Raw genomic sequence first — 20,924 nt, forward strand, 5'->3', positions numbered from 1 at the left:
CGCTCTCTCCTCCGCATCTGCGGCACGCCTGGGGCCGAATGTCCGTGGTGGTTCGTAGCGTGTGAGTATGCGAATCCTGCACACCTCCGACTGGCACATCGGTCGCACGTTCCACGGTCACTCGACCATGGACGCGCTCGCCGACGTGCTGGCCGCGCTCACCGAGCAGGTGCGGGAGAACGCGGTCGACGTCGTGGTCGTCGCCGGAGACGTCTTCGACTCTGCGACGCCCTCGGGTCCCGCCTACACTCTGCTCGGCGATGCGCTGGTCGCGCTGCACGAGACGGGTGCTCGCGTGATCGTGACCAGCGGCAACCACGACTCCGCGGCCCGGCTCGGTTTCCAGGCACGGCTGCTGCGCGACGGCATCCACGTCCTGACCGATCCGCTCGCCGTCGGCGAGCCGGTCACCATCGCCGATGCCGACGGGCCGGTCAACTTCTTCGGCATCCCCTATCTCGAGCCGGCGATCGTGCGTCAGCACTGGCCGGAGGGCGACGCCGAGGGGCGTCAGCTGCGCACGCAGGCGCAGACCATGGCGCATGCGATGGATCTCGTGCGGATCGGCATGGGGCGGCACTCCGGTCGCTCGGTCGCGATCGCGCACTGCTTCGCCGCCGGCGTCGATGCGACGGTGGGGCTCGAGCGCGAGGTGCGACAGGGCGGTCTCGACGTCGTGCCGCTGAGCGTGTTCGACGGGCCCGACTACGTCGCGCTCGGCCACATCCACGGACGCCAGCAGATCAGTGAGCGCGTGCGCTACGCGGGCGCCCCGCTGCACTACAGCTTCGGCGAGCAGCACAAGCCCCGTGGCTCGTGGCTGGTCGACCTCGATGCCGATGGGCTCGCCGGTGTCGAGTGGCTGGAGCTGCCGGTGCCTCGACGGCTCGTCACGCTCACGGGTCCGCTCGAGGAGATCCTCTCGGAGGCGAACATCGCCGAGCATGTCGACGACTGGGTGTGCGCGATCTACACCGACGCGGCGCCGCAGGCCGAGCCCATGCGTCGCCTGCGCGAGAGCTTCCCGTTCTGCGCGATGGTGCAGCACCAGCCCGAGGTCGTCGCCGAGGAGCGCGAGCGCAGCTACTCCCAGCGACTGCGTGCGGCGGTCACCGACGCGGAGCGCATCGAGGCCTTCCTCGAGCATGTGCGCGCGGGCCACGGAGCGACAGAGACCGAGAGCCGCCTCATCCGCGCCGTGCTCGACGATCGCGTGCGCGCGGAGGCGCTCGTCTAGATGCGTCTCCATCGCCTCGAGGTCGAGGGATTCGGCCCGTTCCGCTCCCGCCAGACCGTCGACTTCGATGCGTTCGCCGACGACGGCATCTTCCTGATCGCCGGACGAACAGGCGCGGGAAAGTCCAGCATCCTGGATGCGGTCTGCTTCGGCCTCTACGGCGGGGTACCGCGCTACGACGGCGGAGAGAAGCGGCTGCGCAGCGACCACTGCGAACCCGACGACATCTCGGAGGTCGTCGTGGAGTTCAGCGCCTCCGCCGGTCACTTCCGGGTGACCCGGTCACCCGAGTACCTGCGCCCGGCCAAGCGCGGCGGCGGCATGACGAAGCAGGCCGCCGCCGTCTCGCTCGAGGAGCGTACGGATGCCGGGTGGGTCGGCCGCGCGGCGCGGGCGGTCGACGTGGCCACCGAGCTCGACGAGATCCTGCAGCTGAGTCGCGAACAGTTCCTGCAGGTCATCCTGCTCGCGCAGAACCGGTTCTCGGAGTTCCTCCTCGCGGGCAGCAGAGACCGTCAGACGCTTCTCCGGCGGCTGTTCGGCACCCAGCGGTTCGAAGACGTCCAGTCGCGTTTCGACGACCGGCGCAGGGCCGCGGAGCAGGCTCTCGGTGCTCGCCTCGCGACCGTCGCCGCGCGGGTCGACGAGGCGGAGCGGCTGGTCTCGACGGAAGGCCTCTGGGGAGACGGGGCCGACGACGAGGCGGGCGCCGGGGAATCCGTTCGTCCCACGGTGGCGGCCACGACCCCGGAGCGTCTCGACGACCTGCGGCGCGCGAAGGCCAGGGCCGACTACCGCGCGGAGCGTCGCGCCTCGGAACGCGCCGAGGCCGAGAAGCGCTCGGCCGACGCGGATGCCGTGCTGGCCACCACCCGCGAAGAGCAGCGTGCGCAGACCGAGAGGGATCGCGCGCGGGCCGCGCTCGACCGTCTCGACGCCGAGGAGCCCTCGATCGCGGCGGCCCGCGCCGAACTGCATGAGGCGCGCGCGGCCGAAGCGCTCCGCTCGACCATCGCCGCAGCCGACCGAGCGCGAAGCGCGTTCGAGAGCGCAGGCCGAGCAGAGGACGTCGCCCGCGAGTCGTGGCGGTCGTTCGACATCGAGGTCGACGACGAGCTGGCCGCATGGGCTGCGGAGCGCCTCAAGGAGAGCGGAGCATGGGAGCGCGCACTCGACCTCGAGCGGCAGGAGAGCTCCCTCGCACACGAGCTCCAGACGGCCGAGGCCGCCGTGCGGTCGGCCGAGGCCCGCGCCGAGGCGGGGACTGCGCAGCGCGCCGAGCTGCCGGCGCAGATCTCCGCGCTGACCATCGAGCGTGACGAGGCACGGCGGGTCGCCGACCGTGCCGGTGACCTGCTCATCGCTCGGGACGTCGCTGACTCCCGCCTCCGAGCAGCCCGTGAAGCGGTGCGGCTGCGCACGGACCACGCGCGCGCCGAGCAGCAGCTGGCCGCCGCGACGACGGAGCACGCCGCTGCGCAGACGACGTTGGCGCAGCTCCGGCGGCGCCGCTTCGACGGCATCGCCGGCGAGCTCGCCTCGGGTCTGGCCGACGGTGAAGCGTGCCCCGTGTGCGGTGCGCACGAGCATCCGGCGCCGGCGACGCACGCGGATCCCGTCTCGGCCGATGACATCGCCGCCGCCGAGGTCACCCGAGATGCCGCGTCCGAGCGCGAGCGCGACGCGGCGGCGACGTCGTCCGCGCTCCGGGCCGAACTAGCGGCCGCGGAGACGAAGGCCGACGGGCGCACCGTCGAGCAGGCTGAGAAGGAGCACCTCGAGGCCGTCGAGGGGCACGAACAGGGCCTCGTCGCGGCGGATCGCGTCGCGTCCCTCGACACGCGGCTGCAGGCACTCTCCGATCGAATCGAGCTGCTCGAGCGTGAACGAGCGGATGACGATGCTGCGCTCGCGGCCTCGCGCGAGCAGCACGCGCTGCTGACCCAGCGCGTCACCGAAGCGCGCCGGCTGATCGCCGACGCACGCGGGCCGTTCGACACCGTGGCCGAACGCCTCGCCGACACGACGGCGAAGGTGACGGCGGCGCGCGCACTCGTCGAGGCCATGGCCGAACGCGCGCGTCGCGCACAGTCCCTGAGCGAGGCGGAGAGCGAGAGGGATGCCGCGCTGACCGGGTCGGCGTTCGACGATGCCGCCGCCGCTGTCGCCGCACTGCGCTCGACCGCCGCGCAGGAGGCTCTCGACGAGCGGATCTCCCAGCACGCGGTGCAACGCGAGAAGGAGCGCGCGACCCTGTTCGACCTCGAGCTGCGCACGCTCCCCGAGGAGCCCATCGACCTCTCGCCCGCCGAAGCGGCCGCGGCGACGGCGCGCGCGAGCTGGGTGCGGGCGGTCGACGAGGCGAGCCGCGCGACCGGAACCGCTGAGCGGCTCGACGGCCTGATCGCCTCCGCCGACGCCGAGCACGCGAAGACGGCCGACGACGCCGCCGAGTTCGAGGTGCTCCAGAGCCTCGCCGACACGATCGCCGGGAGGGGTGCGAACACCCGCAAGATGGCGCTCGAGACCTTCGTCCTCGCGGCCGAGCTCGAGGAGATCGTCGAGGCCGCGAACCGACGGCTGTACGACATGTCGACGGGCCGCTACCAGCTGCAGCACTCCGATGCTCTCGCTGCGCGCGGCGCGGCATCCGGTCTCGGGATCGTGGTGTCCGACGCCTTCACGGGTCAGACCCGTCCGCCCCAATCGCTCTCCGGCGGCGAGACGTTCCTCACCTCGCTGGCCCTCGCGCTCGGGCTCGCCGAGGTGGTCACCGCGCGGGCCGGCGGCATCCGCCTCGACACGCTCTTCATCGACGAGGGCTTCGGATCCCTCGACGGCGACACGCTCGACGTGGCGATGCGCACTCTCGACGAACTCCGGCAGGGTGGCCGCACGGTCGGCGTGATCAGCCACGTCGAGGCCATGCAGGAGCAGATCCCCGCGCAGCTCACCGTCCGCGCCACGCCCCACGGGCCGAGCATCATCGAGACGCGCTGAGGCGTCTCCTGATCCGGCGGCGTCGACCCGAGGTCAGACGCCGTACTCGCTGCGGATGAAATCGCGCAGCTGGACGCTGCACCGCGCGACGGCCTCGCGCCAGTCCGTGAGCGCCCCGTCCTCGGCCTGATCCGAGACAGCGCGGAACACCCGGATGGGCACGTCGAACTGCTCGGCGACCCAGATGTAGGCGTAGGTCTCCATGTCCACCAGCGCGGCACCGGAGGGGCGGATCACCGCAGTGACCTCCGCGTCTTCCACGAAGTGATCACCGGTGGCGATCAGAACGCCTTCGCGTCCGGTCGACACCCGGGCGGGCAGCGAGACATGCTGGCCGGCGATGCCGTCGAGGTCGGTGACGTCGTGCTGGAACGCGGTGCCGATCTCGTGCACCGTCGCCTCCAGACCGGGGGCGATCGCGCCGGCGGTGCCGACGACGACGATCTCCTCGTAGGCGCGTGCGTCGAGCGCCCGGGTGAGCGCGTAGGTCGCCTGGAGCTTGCCGGGGCCGGTGACGAGGCGGTCGAAGCCTTCGAGTGCCTCAGGGAAGGCGGACAGTTCGGACGCGAGGGCGGCGACGAGGAGTTTCACTTCCTCATTCTTTCAGGTCGTGGCTGACAGGAGTGTGCACGGGCGGTTCTGTCACCCCGGCGTAACACAGAAGGGCGATACTGATTCGAGGAAGAGTGGAGGCCCCCGTGTCGTTGCAGCAGCAGATCTCCGAAGCCCTCGGTGTCCAGCCCGAGATCGATCCCGAAGCCGAGGTGGAGCGTCGAGTCGGATTCCTCGTCGACTATCTCCGCACGACAGGAGCACGGGGCTTCGTCCTCGGTATCTCCGGCGGGCAGGACTCGACCCTCGCGGGGCGCCTGGCGCAGCTCGCCGTCGAACGCGTGCGCGCCGAGGGCGGCGAGGCGAAGTTCCTCGCCGTGCGTCTGCCGTACCGGGTGCAGAAGGATGCGGCGGATGCCGAGGCGGCACTCGAGTACATCGCGCCGGATGCCTCCGTCGAGGTGAACATCCAGAACGGGGTGGACGGGGTCGAAGAGGACATCGAGTTCGCCGTCACCAGCGACATCAGCGACTTCAACCGCGGCAACATCAAGGCGCGCGTGCGCATGGTCACGCAGTACGCGCTCGCCGGCCACGACGGCCTGCTCGTGATCGGCACGGACCACGCGGCCGAGGCCGTGACGGGCTTCTACACGAAGTTCGGCGACGGAGCGGCCGACATCCTGCCGCTCTCGGGGCTCACGAAGCGGCAGGGCCGCTCGCTGCTGCAGTTCCTCGGCGCTCCCGACCGGCTCGCGTTCAAGGTGCCGACGGCCGACCTCCTCGACGGCCAGCCGGGTCGCGCGGACGAGGACGAGCTCGGCCTCACGTACGAGCAGATCGACGACTTCCTCGAAGGGCGACCCGTCGACCCCGAGGCGGCCGGACGCATCGAGGCGAAGTACCTCGCGACGCAGCACAAGCGCCACCTCCCGGTGACCCCTGACGACGACTGGTGGCGCTGACCGGAGGTGCGCGCCGTTCGTCCCGTGTCGGATGCCGCGGATAGTGTCGAAGCATCCGACAGAACGGGAGCATCGTGCGGATCGACACTGCGGCGCAGCGCGTCATCTGGAGCGCCAGCGATCTCAAGGCGGCCGCGGAATGCGAGTTCGCCTGGTGCCGTGCGATCGACGCGAAGCTCGGCCGCGTCCCGGCCGTCGAGGAGCCTGAAGACGCCACTCTGAAGCGCGCCGCGCTGCTCGGCGACGTGCATGAGCAGAATGTGCTGGCGCGGTACGTCGACGAACTCGGCGACGACAGGGTCCACCAGATCGAGAAGGTCTCGTCCGTCGACGCCGAGGCCCTTCGCGCTGCGACCGAGGAGACGGTCGCTGCGCTGCAGTCCGACGCGCTGGTCGTCTTCCAGGCAGCGTTCGCGACCGAGGAGTTCGTCGGATTCGCCGACTTCCTCCGCAGGGACGACGACGGCCGCTGGCGCGTGCAGGACTCGAAGCTGGCGCGCAAGGCGCGCGTGACCGCGCTCATGCAGCTGGCGGCATACGTCGACCAGCTCGATCGTCTCGGCATCCCACGATCCGACGAGGTCGACCTGATCCTCGGCGACAGCACCCTCAGCACGCACCGCGTCGACGATCTCCTCCCGCTGTTCCAGGTGCGCCGAGCGCGACTGCGATCGCTGATCGCCGATCGTCGCATCGGCGACGGAGTGACCGGCACCCCGCTGGCCTGGGGCGACGACCGTGACGACCTGCAGATCGTGGCGTGCGGTCGGTGCGCGACCTGCGAGGAGCAGGTCCTCGCGCACCGTGACCTCCTGATGGTCGCGCGCATGCGTCCGGTGCAGCGGGCACGTCTGCGGGCCTCCGGCATCGACACGATCGACGCCCTCGCGACGGCATCCGACGCTCCTGTCGGCATGAACGTCGATTCCTTCGAGAACCTCCGCGCGCAGGCGCGTCTGCAGATCCGCGCCGATGCCGACGGCACGCCGACCTACGACGTGCACTACGCGCCGGCGATCCACACCCTTCCTCTTCCGAGCCACGGCGACATCTTCTTCGACTTCGAAGGCGATCCGCTCTACACGGAACCGGCCCCCGACGGCGAGGCGCACTGGGGCATCGACTACCTGTTCGGCTGGGTCGACAACGCCGACCAGTATTCCGCGCTGTGGGCGCACACCTTCGCCGACGAGCGTCGGGCCCTCGAAGCATTCCTCGATTTCGTGAAGGTGCGACGGGCCGCGCACCCCGCCATGCACATCTATCACTACGCGCCCTACGAGACCTCGCACCTCGTGGCGATGGCGGCACGGCACGGAGTGCGTGAAGGCGAGGTCGACCGGCTGCTGCGCGAGGGCGTGTTCGTGGATCTGTATCCGCTCGTGCTGCGCACCGTCAGGGTCGGGTCCCGCTCGTACTCGATCAAGAAGCTCGAGCCGCTCTACATGGGCGACGACGTGCGCACGAGTGATGTGCAGAAGGGCGACGACTCGATCGTGCAGTACGTCGCGGCACGAGAGCTCGCCGCCGCGGGGGAGCGGGGCGAAGCGGATGCCGTGCTCGCCGACCTCGCGGACTACAACCGCTATGACTGCGTCTCCACGCGTCGGCTGCGCAACTGGCTGATCGACATCGCTCGGAAGGAGGGCGTGACACCGGCGCCACCGGACGAGATCGACGAGGTGATCTACGAGCCCTCTCCGCGATCCGTCGCTCTTCTCGCGGATGCGGAACGCGCGGTCGACGCCGGCGGTGACGGGCTCGTGCACCGCATCGCGGCAGCCGCGATCGACTACTTCCCTCGCGAGGCCAAGAGCTTCTGGGTCTCGCACTTCCAGCGTCTGCGCGAACCCGTGACCATGTGGGACGGCACGCGCGACGTGGTGCGGGTCGATCGGCCGTCCTCGTCGGTCCGCCGGGACTGGAGCATCGGTGAGGGACGGCGCTCGATGTCGCGCGACATCGAGATCCGCGGCGAGGTCTCACCGGGAACGACGCTGGGCGTCGGTGCGCAGCCGTTCGCGCTGTACGAGGTGCCGGCGCCGTTCGACACCGAGGTGCCGTCCCGGGCGGTGCATGTCCCGCATACGGTCACCGTGTCCGAGGTGCTCGACGACGGCTATCTGGTGACCGAGTCGGCCGTGCAGGGGCAGACATGGGACGAGCTCCCGCTCGCACTCACGCCTGCCGCGCCGCCGCGGGTGGTGTCGCTGCAGGGTGCGATCGACGAGTGGGCCGATGCCGTGCACGCCGCGGCGCCGGATTTCCCGGCCGACCCTGCCACCGACATCCTGCGGCGCCTTCCGCCGCGCACGGCATCGGGTGCGCCGATTCCCCCTGCCGAAGACGATGTGATCGACGCGATCGTGCGCGGCGTCCTCGATCTCGACCGCAGCTATCTCGCGGTCCAGGGCCCTCCTGGAACCGGCAAGACGTATACCGGGTCGCGGGTGATCGCGCGGCTGGTCAACGAGCACGGCTTCAAGATCGGCGTCGTCGCGCAGTCGCACGCCATCATCGAGACGCTGCTGGAGCGGGTGGTCTCCGACGGCGTGGCGCCGGCTCAGGTCGCCAAGGCGCCGAAGGACAGCGAGGCCGAGACCTCGTACACCGCGATACCGAAGAACGGCATGGCGGCATTCCTCGCAGAGCACGCCGGCGAGGGCGCCGTCGTCGGCGGAACCGCCTGGGACTTCAGCAACACCCAGCGCGTCGATCGGGGCGGGCTCGACCTGCTCGTGATCGACGAGGCGGGGCAGTTCTCGCTCGCGTCGACGATCGCGGTCGCGGCGGGCGCCCAGAGACTGCTCCTTCTCGGCGACCCGCAGCAGCTCCCGCAGGTCAGTCAGGGCGCTCACCCCGAGCCCGTCGACACGTCGGCCCTCGGCTGGGTGATGGACGGCGACCCGGTCGTGCGTCCGGAGTTCGGCTACTTCCTGGCGCGGTCGTGGCGGATGCATCCGCTCGTGGCGGCTCCTGTCTCGAAGCTCGCGTACGCGGGCCAGCTCGCCTCTGCACCCGGAACGGAACGCCGCTCGATCGACGGCATAGAGCCGGGGCTCCACGTGATTCCTCTCCGGCATCGCGGCAACGCGACCCAGTCGCCCGAGGAGGCCGCCGAGGTGGTGCGCCTCGTGCGAGACCTCGTCGGCCGCACCTTCACCGACAACGACTCAGATGCCTCGATCCGGCCCCTCGAGCCGTCCGACATCATCGTGGTCACGCCCTACAACGCGCAGCGCCAGCTCGTCCTCGACGCGCTCGCGGATGCCGGATTCCCCGATGTCCCCGTCGGCACGGTCGACAACTTCCAGGGCAAGGAGGCGGTCGTGTCGATCACCTCTCTGGCGGCGTCGAGCGGGCGGGATGCTCCTCGGGGACCGGAGTTCCTGCTGCTGCAGAATCGGCTCAACGTCGCGATCTCCCGGGCCCAGGCCGTCGCCTACCTGATCCACTCCCCGGCACTGCTCGACGACCTGCCCTACACGCCGGAGGGCGTCGCCCGGCTCAGCGCGTTCGCGCGTCTGGTCGGAGCCGCGTCGTGACCGCGCCGACCCATACCGAAGGCGACATCCTTCGGGCCGCGGCAGCGTGGTCGTGGTTCCCGCGAGACGGCGAGCAGGAGAACGTCCACCTCCGCCTCGTGCGCTATCCCGCCAGACTCGGTGGCGGAGTGCGTGGCTCGCAGGTGCACTCGACCTCGGAGGCCGCGGCGGTGCTCGATCACGCCGTCGAGCGCGCGAGGAGCTGGGGCGAGTCTCGGCTGACGTTCTGGACCAACCCCTCGGACGATCCCGACCTCGAAGCGGAGCTGCGACGACGCGGTGCGGAGCACATCGATACGGTCGCGGTGCTCGCGCGCGCCATCGATGCGCCCGCGATCGACGATCTCGCCGGCGACGTTCCCCCGGAGGCATCGGGAGAGGTCGTCCGCACTCTCGATCAGGTGCGCGAGGTCGATGCGATCAACGTGCCGGTCTGGGAGCAGGAGCCTCTCGACGAGGAGGGCCTCCGCGTCGAGCTGGCCGAGCTCACCGCCGAGCGCGAGGCAGGGGAGGGTCTGCGGGTGCTCGGGCGCCTCGACGGCGTGGCGGTCGGCACCGGTGGATGCACGATCGTCGACGGTTTCACACGGCTCTGGGGCGCGGCGACTCTCGCGGAGTTCCGCGGACGAGGCGTGTACCGCGCGGTCCTCGCCGAAAGGCTGCGCGCGAGCGTCGAGCTCGGCGCGACGACCGCGCTGGTGAAGGGCCGGATCGCCACCTCGGCGCCGATCCTCACTCGGGTCGGCTTCGAGCACTACGGCGATGAGCGGGCGTATCGCCTAGATCTCGCCTAGATCGGTCGGCGAGCGGATCGGTCGGCGAGCCGCCGCGCCCGGGGTATCAGACGGTGCCGTAGAGCCGGTCGCCGGCGTCGCCGAGTCCGGGCACGATGTACCCCTTCTCGTTGAGACGCTCGTCGAGGGCGCCGAGCACGAGCGTGACATCGCGGTCGCCGGCCATGGCCTCGATCGCGGCCACGCCCTCCGGGGTGCCGAGCAGGCAGATCGCGGTGACGTCCTTGGCTCCGCGGTTGAACAGGAACTGGATCGCCGCCGCGAGCGAGCCGCCCGTGGCGAGCATCGGGTCGATGGCGAAGCACTGGCGGTCGCTCAGGTCGTCGGGAAGACGCTCGGCGTAGGTCGTCGGCTCGAAGGTCGTCTCGTCGCGGACCATGCCCAGGAAGCCGACCTCGGCGGTCGGGAGGAGCTTCACGAGGCCCTCCAGCATGCCGAGACCGGCGCGCAGGATCGGTACCACGATCGGACGCGGCTCCGAGATCTTCACGCCCATCGTCGTCGTCACCGGTGTCGTGATCTCGATCGGGCTGACCTTGACGTTGCGCGTCGCCTCGTACGCGAGCAGCGTCACGAGTTCTTCGGTGAGCTGCCGGAAGACCGGCGACGGGGTGCGCTGGTCGCGCAGCACCGAGAGCTTGTGGGTGATGAGGGGGTGGTCGGCGACGTGAACACGCATGGATACAGGCTAATGCGCGGCGCCCCTCCGCACGACATCGATGCTGCCGGATGCCGGAGGCCGCTGTCGTAGGCTCGACCCATGACCGAAGCCGACGATCTCGCGATGCGACGCGCGCTCGTGCTCGCGGCGGAGGCTGCGGCCGCGTCGGAGATCCCGGTGGGGGCGGTGATCCTCGATGCCGAGGGTCGCATCGTCGCCGAGGGGCGCAACAACCGCGAGGAGACGCACGACCCCACCGGCCATGCCGAGATCGACGCGCTGCGACGTGCCGCGGCATCCGCGGGCTCCTGGAATCTCGCGGGTCACACGCTCGTGGTGACGCTCGAGCCGTGTCTCATGTGCGCGGGGGCGATCCTGCAGGCGCGCATCGGCCGCGTGGTCTTCGGGGCGTGGGACGACAAGGCGGGAGCGGCGGGCTCCCTGTACGACGTGCTCCGCGACCGGCGCCTGCCGTACCGCGCGGAGGTCATCGGCGGCATCGAAGCGGATGCCGCGACGGCCCTCTTGCGCGACTTCTTCGAGCAGCGTCGCTGAGCTCCACGTTCTTCGGAGAGACTCAGTCCGAGGACTTGAGCACGAAGACGTCGGTCGAGGGCTGCGGATCGATCGCCGGTCGATACACGTCCGGCTCGATGTAGACGACTCGTGCGACCGGCACGGCCTCGCGGATGCGGGCTTCGATCGCGTCGATGTCGTCGGCGGCCTCGCGCAGCGGTTTGTCGGCGCTGAGCGCGATCTTGGCAGCCACCATCAGCTCGTCGGGGCCGAGATAGAGGGTCTTCATGTGGATGATCTTCTCGATCTCATCGCCCGCGTTGATCGCGTCGACGATCCGGTCGTAGTCGGCCTGCGTCGCGCCCTCGCCGACCAGCAGGCTCTTGGTCTCGACGCCGAGCACGATCGCGATGAGCACCAGTAGCACGCCGATCATGACCGTTCCGAGTGCATCGAACACCGGGTTGCCGGTGATCAGCGTGAGACCCACGCCGAGGAGGGCGAAGGTGAGACCGGTCAGCGCGCCGACGTCCTCGAGCAGCACGACCGGGAGCTCCGGCGCCTTCGACCGGCGCACGAACGAGACCCACGACTGCCCCTTCTCTCGCACGAGATTGCTCTCCCTGACGGCCGTGCGCAGGGAGAACGACTCGAGGCCGATCGCGATGACCAGGACGACGAGAGGCAGCCACCACCACGTCTTGTCGAGCTCGTGCGGGTTGGTGAGCTTGTCGACGCCCTCGTAGATGGCGAACAGGCCGCCGACGGAGAAGAGGATGATCGAGACGACGAAGGCGTACACGTAGCGTTCGCGCCCGTAGCCGAACGGGTGGGAGCGGTCGGCCTCGCGCCGGGCCTTGCGTCCGCCGAGCATCAGGAGCAGCTGGTTGCCGGAGTCGGCGACCGAGTGGATCGCCTCGGCGAGCATCGACGCGGAGCCGGAGAGCGCCCAGGCGACGAACTTCGCGAGCGCGATGCCCAGATTCGCCAGGAACGCCGCGACGATGGCCTTGTTGCCTCCGGATGCACTCATGGCACGAGTCTAGAACTGCTCGCCGATGGATTCCGGAGCGCCCGCCGTAGGATGACGACATGGCTGAATCGCTTCCCTCGCTCGCGTTCCTCGGTGCCGGTTCCATGGGAGGCGCGATCCTCCGGGGCGTCGTCGCCTCCGGCATCCGCATCGACGGCGGGATCACCGCGACCAACCGCACGCCCGAGAAGGCCGCGGCCTTCGAAGACGTCGACGGGGTCACCAGCATCGCGCTCTCCGAGCGGCCGCAGGGCAACGCGGATGCCGTCGCCGGAGCGCGCATCGTGCTCGTCGGCGTCAAGCCGGCGATGGTGCCGGAGCTGCTCCGTGAGATCGCCCCGCACCTCGCGGACGACGCGATCGTCGTGAGCCTCGCAGCGGGCGTGACCCTCCAGACCTTCGCCGATGTGCTCGGCGACGACGCCCGCGTCATCCGCTCCATGCCGAACACTCCGTCCACCGTGCGCAAGGGCGTCGCCGGGCTCGCAGCCGGGGCCTCTGCGACCGCAGACGACCTGGCCCTCGTCCGCCGCCTGTTCGAGACCGTCGGCGCGGTCGTGGAGGTGCCCGAATCGCAGATCGACGCGCTCGGCACGATCTCGGGTTCCGGGCCCGCGTACGTCTACCTGCTGATCGAGGAGTTCACGAAGGCCGCCATCGGTCTGGGGTTCGCCGAGGCCGATGCGCGCCTCATGGCCGAACACACGTTCATCGGTGCGACGGCGCTGCTCGATGCCTCGGGGGAGGACCCCGCCGAACTCCGCCGCCGGGTCACGAGCCCCAAGGGCACCACCGAGCGCGCGATCGCCGTGCTGCAGGATGCTCGACTCGACCGCACCTTCTCGGATGCCGCGGCGGCGGCCCTCGCCCGCTCCAAGGAGCTCGCGGCAGGAGCCTGAGCGATGCGGCTGCGGATCGAGGGGGAGATCTTCCACTGGCGGGGTCCTGCGCCGTTCCACTTCGTCGCCGTGCCACCCGCGGAGAGCGAGCTGATCCACGAGATCGCCTCGATCGTGACCTACGGATGGGGAATGATCCCGGCGTCCGTCACGATCGGCGCCACCACCGTGACGACGGCGCTCTGGCCGAAGGACGGCGGCTACATCGTGCCGATCAAGAAGGTGCTGCAGGACCGCGAGGGAGTGACCGTGGACGACGTCGTCGCGATCACCCTCGACATCGACGCCTGAGCAGCCACCGTCCGCGTCAGCGGTCGAGCGCGGCGAAGCGCTCGATGTCGCTGTTGGTGCCCGACACGATGATGAGGTCGTGGTTGGTGACGATCGTGTTCGCCTCCGCGTAGCGGAACGGCTTGCCGGGGCTCTTCACGCCCACGACGGTGACCTTGTACTTCGAGCGCACGCCCGATTCGTTGAGCCCGACGCCGCGGATGAACTTCGGCGGGTACATCTTGGCCAGAACGAAGTCGTCGTCGAAGCGGATGAAGTCGAGCATCCGTCCGCTCACGAGGTGGGCGACGCGCTCGCCGGCCTCACGCTCGGGGTAGATGACGTGGTTCGCTCCCACGCGGGCGAGGATCTTGCCGTGCGACTGCGAGACGGCCTTGGCCCAGATCTGCGGCACCTTGAGGTCGACGAGGTTCGCGGTGATGAGGACGGATGCCTCGATCGACGAGCCCACCGCGACCACGGCGACCTGGAAGTCTCCGGCGCCGATCTGCCGCAGTGCATCGATGTTCTTCGCGTCGGCCTGCACCGTGTGCGTGACGCGGTCCGACCACTTCTGCACGAGCTCGAGGTTGTCGTCGATCGCGAGGACCTCGCGGTCGAGCCGATCGAGCTCACCGGCGCACGCGGCGCCGAATCGACCGAGACCGATGACGAGGACGGGAGCGTCGCCCCGGAGGACTTCAACCAACGATCGGCCTTTCCACGGGCAGCGAGTAATACTGCGATCGCGATGTCGCGGCGACTGCCGCGGCGAGAGTCACTGTACCAACGCGCCCCATGAAGATGGTCGCGGCCATCACATAGGACGCTGAATCGGGGAGCTCCGCCGTGAGACCGGTCGACAGCCCGACGGTGCCGAACGCCGAGATCACGTCGAAGAGCACATGACTGATGTCGGCCTTCGTGATCTGGGCGATGATGATGGTCGACAGGGCCACGATCGTGGCGCCCCACGCGACGACGCTGAGCGCGACGCGCTGCACGTCGCTGGGGATGCGACGGCCGAAGACCTCGACCGACTGGCGTCCCTTCGCCTCCGACCAGACGGCGATCGCCAGCACCGCCAGCGTCGTGACCTTGATGCCGCCGGCGGTCGACGCCGAGCCACCGCCGACGAACATCAGCATGCTGGCCGCCAGCAGCGACGAGCCGTTCAGATCGTCCATCTCGATGACGTTGAAGCCGCCGGACCGGGTCATCGCAGACAGGAAGAAGGCTTGGAACGTGGTGTCTGCGGCATCCATCGACCCGAAGGTCTTCGGGTTGGCGTACTCGAGGATCAGGAAGACCGCGGCGCCGAGCACGAACAGCAGCACGGTGGTCACGAGGGTGAGCTTCGTGTGCAGAGACCACTTCTTGACGTGCCAGACGTGCTTGGCGAGCGTGTAGATGACCGGGAATCCGATACTTCCGAGGAAGACGCCCACCATCAGCAGGAAGAGCACGAGGTAGTCGTCGGCGAACACCGCGACGCCGCCGTCGTTGGGCGCGAAGCCGGTGTTCGTGAAGGCCATCGCGGCGAAGTAGGGCGCCTCCCACAGCGCGGCGATGGGGTCGACCTCCGCCATCACGAGCGCGGGGTAGAGGAGCACCGCGAGCGAGGCCTCGATGATCAACGCGGAGACGGCGACCGTGGTGAGCAGCTGGCCCACCTCGCCGAGGCGCACGGTCTGGCTCTCGTTGACGACCCCGCCGTGCGCGCGCAGGGGGTTCGTGTCCCCGGCGGCCATGAGCTTGGCGCGCAGGCCGAGCCGCCGGGAGATGAGCATGCCCATCAGCGAGGCGAGCGTGAGCACGCCCAGGGCTCCGATGTTGACGCCGACGAAGACCAGCACATGACCGAACGGCGACCAGTGGTTCGCCATGTCGACGGTCGAGAGGCCGGTCACGCAGATCGTGGAGACCGCGGTGAAGAGGGCATCGCTGAGCGGAGTCACCGTGCCGCTCGCGGAGGCGATCGGCAGCGACAGCAGGACGGTGAAGACCAGGATCAGCAGAGCGAAGATGACGATCGCGAATCGTGAGGGGGACGAGGTGACGATGTGCTTGATCCAGCCGGCGACGCTCTCGAGGCGCTCCCGTGGGGACGACGCCGAAGCGATGCCCGACATCGCGTCCCCCTTCGTCCTGCGCCTGCCCGCGGTGCGGTCACACGGCGCCTTTCGCCGAGCCTTCGTCATGGTACTCCGTGCCGGGGACGACTACCCTGATCTCATGACGGACATCTTCGACGTGATCGCAGACGGTACGAGGCGCGACATCCTCCAGCTCCTGCTGCGACGCACGGCCGAAGGCGAGTCGGGCACGAGCGTGAGCCACATCGTCGCCGATCTGGGCATCAGCCAGCCCACGGTGTCGAAGCACCTCAAGGTCCTGCGCGACGCCGAGCTCGTCTCGGTGCGCGAAGACGGGCAGCGTCGCTTCTACAGCCTGTCCGTCGAGCCCCTCGAGGTCGTCGACGACTGGCTGGTGCCGTTCCTCGTCGACGCGTACGGCGATGAGGCTCCCGACATCGCCTACCCGGTCCCGCTGCCCGACAGCGCAGCTCACGCGGCCGAGGTCGTCGGACGCGCGGCCGCCTCCGCCAAGCACGTCGTGACATCGGCGCTCAAGCGGCTCGGCGCCTGACGGCATCCGCTCCCGCCGTCGTATTCCGCCCTGGACATGACACGCCCCCGATGACAGGGGGGCATGTCATCAGGGGCGATCCGCGGGCCCCAGCCCGCGTGGACTCGGCGGTGCCGGCACAAGTCCTGCCAGAACCATCGCAGGCCTGGCTGGGTGGAAGGCCCGGAACGGCTATGTCTCAGCTGAGACTCCGTCCCGGACCTGTGGTCCTCGGTGTCAACGACGGGCGGCCTTGCGGCGGAAGAGCCAGGCGCCCCAGGTCACCGCGATCAGGAGGATGACCAGGCACCACCCGATCGCCCACCAGGGCTCGCTCTGCAGCGGGGCATCCGTCAGCAGTCCGCGGATGGTCTCGACGATGGGAGTGATCGGCTGGTGGGCGGCGACCGGCTGCAACCAGGCGGGCATGCTGGCCACCGGGACGAATGCGCTGGACAGGTACGGCAGGAACAGCAGCACGAAGCCGTAGCCGTTCGCGCCCTCGGGGCTGCCGGCGGCGAGACCGATCGCGGCGAACAGGTAGGTGATCGCGAGGATGTAGAGCGCGATCAGTCCCGTCAGGGCGATCCACTCCAGCGGAGTCGCGGTCGGTCGGAAGCCGACGAGGATGCCGACGCCGATCACGATCGCCGTCGCGATGAGGTTGCGCAGCACGCTGGCGACGACATGCCCTGTGAGCACGGCGCCGGCGCGCAGCGGCATCGTGCGGAAGCGGTCGATGATCCCCGTGCGCATGTCGTTCGCGACATACACGGCCGTCGACGAGGCTCCGAAGCCCGCGCAGGTGAGGATGATCCCCGGGACGACGTAGTCGACGTAGGCGCCGGAGGGATCGATCGCCCCGCCGAACACCCACGTGAACATGAGCATGAGCATCACGGGGAGCATGATCGCCATCAGCAGCGATTCGCCGTCGCGCAGCGAATGGCGAAGGCTCCGGCCGACGAACACGGTCTCGGCCGTGAGGCCGCGCACGCGCGGGCGCGGGACGGGGGACGGGGGGACGGATGCCGTGGCGCGGGGCGCGGCGATGGCGATGTTCATGCGAGCTCCTTCGACGAGCGGGCGGCAGGGGATGAGGTGACGGCGAGGAACACGTCGTCGAGCGTCGGACGACGGAGGGTCACGATGCCGTCCGCGCCTTCCTCGTCGAGCAGGTCGAGTGCGCGGCGGAGGTCGGCGACGGATCCGTCGGTGGGGATCTCCCGGCGGAGCTCGCCGCGATCGTCGTGCAGCTCGACGGTGTCGCCCCCGATGCGGGCCTTCAGCTCCGCGGGGGTGCCGAGGGCGGCGATCCTCCCGTCGTGGAGCACGGCGATCCGGTCGGCGAGCTGATCGGCCTCCTCCAGATACTGCGTCGTGAGGAAGACGGTCGTGCCGGCGCTCGCGAGCATGCGGATGATGTCCCAGAGGTCGCGACGGCTCCGGGTGTCGAGGCCCGTCGTCGGCTCGTCGAGGAACAGCACCTCGGGTGTCACGACGAAGCTCAGCGCGAGGTCGAGACGGCGACGCATGCCGCCGGAGAAGGTCCGCACGATCCGGCCCGCGGCATCCGTCAGATCGAACTGCGCGATGAGGTCGGCGGCGCGGCGCTTCGCTGCAGCGCGGCCGAGGCCCGACAGTCGGGCGAACATGACCACGTTCTCGGTGGCGGTCAGCGCATCGTCGACCGCGGCGGACTGCCCGGTGAGACTGATCCGGCGCTGCACCTCGGCGCTCTGCGTGCGCACGTCCCACCCAGCCACCTCGGCCGAGCCGGCATCCGCGGTGGTGAGCGTGGTGAGGATGTTGATCGTCGTGGTCTTTCCGGCGCCGTTCGGCCCCAGCAGCGCGAACACCTCTCCGCGCGCGACGGTGAAGTCCAGGTCGTCGACGACGACCCTGCCCTGGAAGGCCTTGCTGAGGCCCTGCACCGCGATGGCTGTCTCCATGGTCGATCCTCTCTGTGTATGGGGAAAACTGTGTACGTGACAAACAACTGTGTATGACCGTAACACACTGTTTATTAAATAAACAGAAGTAGGATGAAGCGCATGACTGAGACCGAGCCGCCGGAGCTGCCGCGGGGGATCGCGCTCGCCTGGGGCGTGGCCGCCGATCCGCAGCGCGGACCGAAGCGCGAGATGAGCGTCGAGAAGATCGTCGACGCGGCCGTCGAGCTGGCGGATGCCGAGGGCATCGGCGCCGTGTCGATGGCCGCCGTCGCCGCCAAGCTCGGATTCACACCGATGTCGCTCTATCGCTATGTGAGCGCGAAGGACGACCTGCTGCTGCTGATGCAGGAGCAGGCGACCGGGCTCCCGCCGGAGAGCCACCTCGAGGTGGATGGCTGGCGGGAGCGGCTGCTCGCCCTCTACGAGGAGCAGGTGCTCCTGTATCTCCGCCATCCCTGGATGCTGTCCCTGCCGATCAACGGCTCGCCGATCACGCCCAACAGCTCGGCGTGGTTGGACGCGTCGCTCGCGGCCCTCGAGAGCACACCTCTGACGGCCGATGAGCGGGTGGCCGTCGCGCTGGCGGTGACGGGTGACGCGCGGTGGTGCGGGATCGTGCAGGCCGGGTACACCGCCCAGTCCCGCGGCTCCGGGCTGACGCCGGAAGAGGTCGCCGTGCGCGAGGCCACCCTCTACGACCGGGTGATCACCGCCGACGAATTCCCCGCCCTCCGTCGCGCGATCGAGGAGGACGTGTTCCTCTCTCCGGCCGACCCGTTCCGGTTCGGGATGGAGCGGATGCTCGACGGCGTCGCCGCCTACATCGCGACGCTCGATCGCGACGAGCCGCGCGATCCCTCGGACGAGTGGGTCGCTCTGGATCCCGCCGAACTCGCCGGCGACCGCCGGCTGCGCGAGGCGCAGAAGGCCGTCCGCGAGGCCGAGAAGATGCTTCGCGCGGCGCGCAAGGTCGAGCGGCAGACCCTGCGCGAGGCCGGAGAGCGGCTGGCGAAGGCGACGAAGTCCGCCTGACGCGCACCCCGGAGGCCGTGCCACCGGGATGATAGGGGGATGATGACCGACTTCAGAGCGCACTTCGACTTCACGATCGCCTTCGCCAACGGCGGCGGCATGCAGGGCGAGGGATTCCGTCTCGATGTGCCGCGCGAGGAGATGACGTCGGATCAGGTGGGCGCGCTTCTCGTCGCGCACCTGGGTCTCGCGCTCGTCAGCGAGGTCGTGATCCGCGACCTCCGGATCGTCGCCGAGGCGCATCGCGGCAGTCGGGGCGTCGAGACGTCGGCCCCCGTCGAGGCCTCTGCGGCGACGCGCGTCATCGATCTCAGCCACCCGATCGAAGCGGGACTGGTGACCTACCCCGGACTTCCCGCGCCCACCATCACCTCGCACCTCACGCGCGAGGACTCGCGATCGAAGTACGCGCCGGGGACCGAGTTCGCGATGGACATCATCACGATGATCGGGAATACCGGCACCTACATCGACTCGCCGTTCCACCGCTACGCGGACGGCGGCGATCTGGCTTCGCTCGACCTCGAGACCCTCGTCGATCTCCCCGCCGAGGTGTTCCACCTGCGGGACGCCTGGACGGCCGAGCGGCGCGGAATCGCGGCGATCACGCTCGGGGATCGCGACCTCCGCGGCGCCGCTGTCCTCCTCGACACCGGATGGGACCGGCATTTCGGGGCCCCGGCGTACGGTACCGGCTCGCCGTTCCTCGCCGAGGACGCCGTGCGCTTCCTCGTCGAGGCCGGCGTGCGGCTCGTCGGCATCGATGCGCTCAACATCGACGACACCGAGAGCGGAGGGGAGCGGCCGGCGCACAGCATCCTGCTCGCCGCCGGGATCCATGTGGTCGAGCACCTGACCGGGCTCGACCGGCTGCCGCCGCGCGGCGCCCGGTTCACGGCCGCGCCCCCGGCGGTGCGCGGCTTCGGCACATTCCCGGTCCGCGCGTTCGCGACGGTCGCGGCACCTCACTGATCACACGAGCCACATGGGTTTACAGGTGTCCCACCCACCCCATAGAGTGTGCACATCGAGAAAGGGGTACGTGGGATGCCCGAAGTACCTGACGTCCGGTTCCTCACGGTGGCCGAGGTCGCCGAGCTCATGCGCGTGTCGAAGATGACCGTGTATCGGCTCGTTCACGCCGGCGAGCTGCCTGCCATCCGCTTCGGCCGCAGCTACCGCGTGCCCGAATCAGCGGTCAGCGACGCTCTGCAGCGACCGATCGCCGACGTCGGCTGATACCTGACGGGAGGATGTCGTGGATGTCAGCACGTTCTACGCCCTCTTCTCCACCACGTGCTTCACGCTCACCGGGCTCTGGTGGAACGTCGTCCGGGCTCGCCGTGACTGGACCGCGGATCCGGCGATGCGTCGCACGATCGGCGGCATCTACCTCTCCTTCCTGCTGCCGGCTCTGATGGGCCTGTTCGCCCAGGTCGGAGGCACGGAGAACCCCCTGCTGTGGCGCACGTCGTTCGTCGTCGTCGCCGTCGTCGGCGGCGCATCCATGGTGCGCCTGGTCGCGCAGGCCGGTCGTGACGGCACCCCCGCGGCGATCCGCTGGACCCAGCTCGGGACCGTGCTCGTGTACATCGCGATCGCCGTCATCGGCGTCGCTCCACAGCTCGTGACGTCTCTCGGCCTCACCGGAATCCAGGTCGAGGCGCTGCTCCTCATCGGCCTGGTGGCTCTCGGGCACGCCCTCGTGTGGCGCTTCCTGGTGACGGACGACGTCGCGGAATGAGGCCGCACAGAGGGGCCGCTCGGGTTTGCTAGACTGATCCGAGGCATTTTTTCGTGCCCGTTACCCGGGCGTCCGATTTTGCGCGACGCCCAG

The 20,924-nt window shown here is 69.7% G+C and carries 20 protein-coding genes; 13 read left to right on the forward strand and 7 right to left on the reverse strand.

What is annotated here, in order from left to right; translation table 11 throughout:
* Positions 1-67 precede the first annotated feature (67 nt).
* Together DC434_RS06270 and DC434_RS06275 are read left to right on the forward strand one after the other, a co-directional pair.
* Positions 68-1,237, forward strand: a complete 1,170-nt coding sequence (locus DC434_RS06270) for an exonuclease SbcCD subunit D (protein WP_116634424.1) — start codon at positions 68-70, stop codon at positions 1,235-1,237.
* Complete coding sequence (locus DC434_RS06275; RefSeq protein WP_116634425.1) at positions 1,238-4,237, forward strand: SMC family ATPase; 3,000 nt, start codon at positions 1,238-1,240, stop codon at positions 4,235-4,237. It begins immediately after the preceding gene.
* Positions 4,238-4,270: 33 nt separating this feature from the next.
* Here the strand turns inward: DC434_RS06275 and DC434_RS06280 are convergent, their stop codons facing one another.
* A complete protein-coding gene (locus tag DC434_RS06280) occupies positions 4,271-4,828 on the reverse strand; it encodes a nucleoside phosphorylase (RefSeq protein WP_116634426.1) in 558 nt (185 codons plus the stop codon).
* Positions 4,829-4,935: 107 nt separating this feature from the next.
* Between DC434_RS06280 and nadE the strand changes: the two genes are divergently transcribed.
* The 3 genes from nadE to DC434_RS06295 all read left to right on the forward strand — a co-directional run bounded on the left by nadE (position 4,936) and on the right by DC434_RS06295 (position 10,093).
* The gene (gene nadE / locus DC434_RS06285; RefSeq protein WP_116634763.1) at positions 4,936-5,754 is read left to right on the forward strand and encodes an ammonia-dependent NAD(+) synthetase; all 819 of its coding nucleotides are present in this window, start codon (positions 4,936-4,938) and stop codon (positions 5,752-5,754) included.
* Between the two features lie 74 nt (positions 5,755-5,828).
* A complete protein-coding gene (locus tag DC434_RS06290) occupies positions 5,829-9,299 on the forward strand; it encodes a bifunctional RecB family nuclease/DEAD/DEAH box helicase (RefSeq protein WP_116634427.1) in 3,471 nt (1,156 codons plus the stop codon).
* Positions 9,296-10,093, forward strand: coding sequence for a GNAT family N-acetyltransferase (locus DC434_RS06295; RefSeq protein WP_116634428.1), 798 nt, complete (start codon positions 9,296-9,298; stop codon positions 10,091-10,093). The genes DC434_RS06290 and DC434_RS06295 overlap by 4 nt, the downstream gene beginning before the upstream one ends.
* 46 nt (positions 10,094-10,139) lie before the next feature.
* Here the strand turns inward: DC434_RS06295 and upp are convergent, their stop codons facing one another.
* Positions 10,140-10,772, reverse strand: a complete 633-nt coding sequence (upp, locus tag DC434_RS06300; protein WP_116634429.1) for a uracil phosphoribosyltransferase — start codon at positions 10,770-10,772, stop codon at positions 10,140-10,142.
* A gap of 81 nt (positions 10,773-10,853) precedes the next feature.
* Here upp and tadA point away from each other — a divergent pair, with 81 nt between their 5' ends.
* Positions 10,854-11,309: a tRNA adenosine(34) deaminase TadA gene (gene tadA, locus DC434_RS06305; protein WP_116634430.1), complete on the forward strand. Its 456-nt coding sequence runs from the start codon at positions 10,854-10,856 to the stop codon at positions 11,307-11,309.
* Between the two features lie 22 nt (positions 11,310-11,331).
* Here the strand turns inward: tadA and DC434_RS06310 are convergent, their stop codons facing one another.
* Positions 11,332-12,303: a cation diffusion facilitator family transporter gene (locus DC434_RS06310; protein WP_116634431.1), complete on the reverse strand. Its 972-nt coding sequence runs from the start codon at positions 12,301-12,303 to the stop codon at positions 11,332-11,334.
* A 59-nt stretch (positions 12,304-12,362) separates the two neighbouring features.
* Between DC434_RS06310 and proC the strand changes: the two genes are divergently transcribed.
* Together proC and DC434_RS06320 are read left to right on the forward strand one after the other, a co-directional pair.
* Positions 12,363-13,202 carry a pyrroline-5-carboxylate reductase gene (gene proC / locus DC434_RS06315; protein ID WP_116634432.1) on the forward strand — a complete coding sequence of 280 codons (840 nt, stop codon included), beginning with the start codon at positions 12,363-12,365 and terminating at the stop codon, positions 13,200-13,202.
* A gap of 3 nt (positions 13,203-13,205) precedes the next feature.
* Positions 13,206-13,493: a DUF1905 domain-containing protein gene (locus DC434_RS06320; protein WP_116634433.1), complete on the forward strand. Its 288-nt coding sequence runs from the start codon at positions 13,206-13,208 to the stop codon at positions 13,491-13,493.
* Between the two features lie 16 nt (positions 13,494-13,509).
* Here the strand turns inward: DC434_RS06320 and DC434_RS06325 are convergent, their stop codons facing one another.
* Together DC434_RS06325 and DC434_RS06330 are read right to left on the reverse strand one after the other, a co-directional pair.
* Positions 13,510-14,181, reverse strand: coding sequence for a TrkA family potassium uptake protein (locus DC434_RS06325; RefSeq protein ID WP_116634434.1), 672 nt, complete (start codon positions 14,179-14,181; stop codon positions 13,510-13,512).
* Entirely contained in the window at positions 14,174-15,604 is a 1,431-nt protein-coding gene (locus DC434_RS06330; protein ID WP_116634435.1) for a potassium transporter TrkG, read from the reverse strand. The genes DC434_RS06325 and DC434_RS06330 overlap by 8 nt, the downstream gene beginning before the upstream one ends.
* A 103-nt stretch (positions 15,605-15,707) precedes the next feature.
* Between DC434_RS06330 and DC434_RS06335 the strand changes: the two genes are divergently transcribed.
* The gene (locus DC434_RS06335) at positions 15,708-16,121 is read left to right on the forward strand and encodes a metalloregulator ArsR/SmtB family transcription factor (protein ID WP_116634764.1); all 414 of its coding nucleotides are present in this window, start codon (positions 15,708-15,710) and stop codon (positions 16,119-16,121) included.
* Positions 16,122-16,337: 216 nt separating this feature from the next.
* On the opposite strand, the gene DC434_RS06340 is transcribed toward DC434_RS06335, so the two are convergent.
* Positions 16,338-17,165: an ABC transporter permease gene (locus DC434_RS06340; protein WP_116634436.1), complete on the reverse strand. Its 828-nt coding sequence runs from the start codon at positions 17,163-17,165 to the stop codon at positions 16,338-16,340.
* Positions 17,162-18,052, reverse strand: coding sequence for an ATP-binding cassette domain-containing protein (locus DC434_RS06345; protein WP_116634437.1), 891 nt, complete (start codon positions 18,050-18,052; stop codon positions 17,162-17,164). The genes DC434_RS06340 and DC434_RS06345 overlap by 4 nt, the downstream gene beginning before the upstream one ends.
* A gap of 102 nt (positions 18,053-18,154) precedes the next feature.
* Between DC434_RS06345 and DC434_RS06350 the strand changes: the two genes are divergently transcribed.
* The 4 genes from DC434_RS06350 (at position 18,155) to DC434_RS06365 (ending at position 20,831) form a co-directional block, all read left to right on the forward strand.
* Positions 18,155-19,087 (forward strand): TetR/AcrR family transcriptional regulator, encoded by a 933-nt coding sequence (locus DC434_RS06350; RefSeq protein WP_116634438.1) that lies wholly within the window; start codon positions 18,155-18,157, stop codon positions 19,085-19,087.
* A 42-nt stretch (positions 19,088-19,129) separates the two neighbouring features.
* Positions 19,130-20,059: a cyclase family protein gene (locus tag DC434_RS06355; RefSeq protein ID WP_165808015.1), complete on the forward strand. Its 930-nt coding sequence runs from the start codon at positions 19,130-19,132 to the stop codon at positions 20,057-20,059.
* A gap of 75 nt (positions 20,060-20,134) precedes the next feature.
* Positions 20,135-20,326 carry a helix-turn-helix domain-containing protein gene (locus tag DC434_RS06360; protein ID WP_116634440.1) on the forward strand — a complete coding sequence of 64 codons (192 nt, stop codon included), beginning with the start codon at positions 20,135-20,137 and terminating at the stop codon, positions 20,324-20,326.
* A 19-nt stretch (positions 20,327-20,345) separates the two neighbouring features.
* Positions 20,346-20,831 carry a hypothetical protein gene (locus DC434_RS06365; RefSeq protein WP_116634441.1) on the forward strand — a complete coding sequence of 162 codons (486 nt, stop codon included), beginning with the start codon at positions 20,346-20,348 and terminating at the stop codon, positions 20,829-20,831.
* The last annotated feature ends 93 nt before the right edge of the window (positions 20,832-20,924 follow it).

The sequence above is a fragment of the Microbacterium sp. TPD7012 genome, from assembly GCF_003075395.1.
GTDB lineage: Bacteria > Actinomycetota > Actinomycetes > Actinomycetales > Microbacteriaceae > Microbacterium.

Coding starts and splice junctions, on each gene's coding strand:
- DC434_RS06270 (WP_116634424.1), top strand. CDS start 68: ATGCGAATCCTGCACACCTCCGACTGGCACATCGGTCGCACGTTCCAC.
- DC434_RS06335 (WP_116634764.1), top strand. CDS start 15,708: ATGACGGACATCTTCGACGTGATCGCAGACGGTACGAGGCGCGACATC.
- DC434_RS06320 (WP_116634433.1), top strand. CDS start 13,206: ATGCGGCTGCGGATCGAGGGGGAGATCTTCCACTGGCGGGGTCCTGCG.
- DC434_RS06350 (WP_116634438.1), top strand. CDS start 18,155: ATGACTGAGACCGAGCCGCCGGAGCTGCCGCGGGGGATCGCGCTCGCC.
- DC434_RS06310 (WP_116634431.1), bottom strand. CDS start 12,303: ATGAGTGCATCCGGAGGCAACAAGGCCATCGTCGCGGCGTTCCTGGCG.
- DC434_RS06340 (WP_116634436.1), bottom strand. CDS start 17,165: ATGAACATCGCCATCGCCGCGCCCCGCGCCACGGCATCCGTCCCCCCG.
- upp (WP_116634429.1), bottom strand. CDS start 10,772: ATGCGTGTTCACGTCGCCGACCACCCCCTCATCACCCACAAGCTCTCG.
- proC (WP_116634432.1), top strand. CDS start 12,363: ATGGCTGAATCGCTTCCCTCGCTCGCGTTCCTCGGTGCCGGTTCCATG.
- tadA (WP_116634430.1), top strand. CDS start 10,854: ATGACCGAAGCCGACGATCTCGCGATGCGACGCGCGCTCGTGCTCGCG.
- DC434_RS06330 (WP_116634435.1), bottom strand. CDS start 15,604: ATGTCGGGCATCGCTTCGGCGTCGTCCCCACGGGAGCGCCTCGAGAGC.
- DC434_RS06345 (WP_116634437.1), bottom strand. CDS start 18,052: ATGGAGACAGCCATCGCGGTGCAGGGCCTCAGCAAGGCCTTCCAGGGC.
- DC434_RS06355 (WP_165808015.1), top strand. CDS start 19,130: ATGACCGACTTCAGAGCGCACTTCGACTTCACGATCGCCTTCGCCAAC.
- DC434_RS06275 (WP_116634425.1), top strand. CDS start 1,238: ATGCGTCTCCATCGCCTCGAGGTCGAGGGATTCGGCCCGTTCCGCTCC.
- DC434_RS06360 (WP_116634440.1), top strand. CDS start 20,135: ATGCCCGAAGTACCTGACGTCCGGTTCCTCACGGTGGCCGAGGTCGCC.